The sequence below is a fragment of the Pseudomonas sp. 2VD genome (assembly GCF_005503585.1).
Taxonomy (GTDB): domain Bacteria; phylum Pseudomonadota; class Gammaproteobacteria; order Pseudomonadales; family Pseudomonadaceae; genus Pseudomonas; species Pseudomonas aeruginosa.
In genome coordinates this window covers 1-2345 of record NZ_SCND01000563.1, presented here as the reverse complement: position 1 = coordinate 2345, position 2345 = coordinate 1, and the positions used below count along the sequence as shown (strand labels likewise).

Sequence of the window (2345 nt, the reverse complement as noted above, 5' to 3'; positions counted from 1 at the left end):
GTCGGAGATGTTTATAAGAGTCAGGGCCCAGACCGCGCTGGCGGAGAGGCCGAAGGCGAAGGAGCGCATCATCACCAGGCGGGTGACGGTTGAGTACTGGGTGAAGCGCAGCGCCGCGGTGACGCCTTCGAGGATGCCTTCCGGCGGCAGGCTGCGCTTGGGCACGTCGCGCCGCCACTGCCAGATCGCCCAGATCAGGGCCATGTAGCAGAAGCTGTTGAACAGGAACACCCAGGCCGGTCCCACCGCGCTCAGCAACAGGCCGCCGAGGGCCGGGCCGGCGGCGCGGGCGACGTTGTAGTTGACGCTGTTGAGCAGCACCGCGTCGCTGACCATGCGCGCCGGCACCTGCTCGTTGACCGCCGCCTGCCAGGCCGGGATGGTCACCGACCCGCCGAGGGAGATCCAGAGGATGGAGATGATCAGCAGCACCGGGTCGAGGTAGCCGAGGAAGGCCAGCAGGGTGGCGAACATCGCTCCGGTCATCTCGAAGCTGAGCCCCCAGAGCATGATCTTGCGCCGGTCGTGGTTGTCGGCGATGACCCCGGAGAGGATCGACAGCAGCACCAGCGGCAGCGCCGCGGCGACCTGGATCATCGCCACCATCAGCGGGCTGGCGTGGGCGTCGGTGACCACCCAGGCGGCGGCCACCGACTGGGCCCAGGTGCCGAGGTTGGCGAACAGGTTGCAGATCCAGATGATGCGGAAGGCCTGGATCGAGAACGGCGCCCAGGTGCCGGTGCGTTCTGGCTTGGCCGCTTGGCCTTCGGGTTTGAGGGGCAGGTCGTGCTTGGGCGAAACGGACTGGAGCATCAGATGGGTGCCTTGTATCAGCGTGCCTGATGTCGGGAAAGTCTAGCCGCCTGGCGCCTGGGCGCCATTGATGGCGGTCATGGGGCCGGCCCGGCGTGGATAGACATTGGTCCGATGGCGCTATCGGAGAGTTCCGATGTCCAGGCAGGACAGTGCCCTGGGTGTCCCGCATTGGTAGGCTTGCCGGCACCGAGTCGAGACAAGAGCGAAAAGCCGATGAAGTTGCTGTTGCGTTGCCTGCTGCTGGGGGCGTGGGTCGTCTCGCCGAGCCTGTGGGCCTGGTCCAACCATACGGTGGGCAGCTACCTGGCATTGCGCGAGCTGGCGGCCATCCGCGAGGCGCCGGAAGTCGAGGTGGAGCCGCTGGAGGCGTTCCTCGCCGCCGAGCGCGGCGGACTGGCCGCCCTGCTGGATGAGCAGGAAGCCTACGCCCGTGCGCATATCGGCAACTACCCGGCGCGTCCGGACGCCCTGCGCTTCGCCGCCGAGGGCGAGGCCGGCGACTTGCGCCAGGCGTTCCTCGCGGCGCTGCGGGTCAACCCGGAGATCCGCCTGGCGCTGGCGATCCAGCCGCTTCCCGGGCAGGACCAGCCGCAGCGCCCGCACCTCAAGCCACAGGAGGTGCTGGTGTTCCAGAACCTCTCGCCGTGGACCGCCTGGCGTTTCATCCGCCTGGAGCCCGGCGAGCGAGTCGCGCCCCTGGCAGTGCTGGCCACCGCCGCCGACGAACCGGACTACGGCCACGACATCAACCTGTTCAGCGACAACCCCGGCGAGGCCGGCCAGCGCTACGGCTTCGGCACCCAGCCATTCGGCGACCCGCGCTTCGAGTTCAGCTCCCAGGCGCCGTTCCACATGGGCTTCTACCACGAGGCGGCGGTGATCTACAGCGGCGCGCCGTTCCTCGCCCGGGCCTGGCCGGAATGGCGTGCCTACCAGTACTTCGGCCTGTCCCGCTTCGCCTTCGCCAACGGTCATCCCTACTGGGGCTACCGGTTCCTTGGCTGGGGCATGCACTACATCCAGGACATCACCCAGCCCTACCACTCCACGCCGCTGCCCGGTGCCAGCCTGGCGGCGATGCTACAGATGGAGGGCAAGGCATTGCTCGGCTACCCGGAGGAAAAGCAGGCGGCCATCGAGCGTGTCGCGAACCGCCATACCGCGGTGGAGAAATACCAGTTCGACTGGCTGCGCCAACTGCTCCGCGACGGCCGCCCGCAGCCGATGCTCGACGCCTACGCCGACACCCGCCGCGACGGTGCCTATCCGGCCTATTCGCCGACCTACTTGCGCGAGGTGGTGGCCGCCGAGTCGAACGCCCACGCCGCGGCCTTCGACGCCGCCATCGGCGAATGGCTGGCCGCCCGCCCGGCCTCCGCCGCGCAGGACTTCAGCGAGAGCAACCAGCCACGCCCCGAGGCCCACGACAATGCGGTGCTGAACGCGCAACTGATCGAACTGATCGGGCATTTCGGCGCGCATAGCCGGAACATCGCCAGGGCGGCGTTGGAGACGGAGGAGGGTGGGGC

At 68.5% G+C, this 2345-nt stretch carries 2 protein-coding genes; one reads left to right on the top strand and one right to left on the bottom strand.

The window, feature by feature from the left end:
• Positions 1-813 (bottom strand): MFS transporter (locus FFS27_RS31690; RefSeq protein WP_137952500.1); only part of this gene is annotated, 813 nt, incomplete at its 3' end.
• Between the two features lie 216 nt (positions 814-1029).
• Between FFS27_RS31690 and FFS27_RS31685 the strand changes: the two genes are divergently transcribed.
• The coding region (locus FFS27_RS31685; RefSeq protein ID WP_096261008.1) for a phospholipase at positions 1030-2345 on the top strand (1316 nt) is incomplete at its 3' end.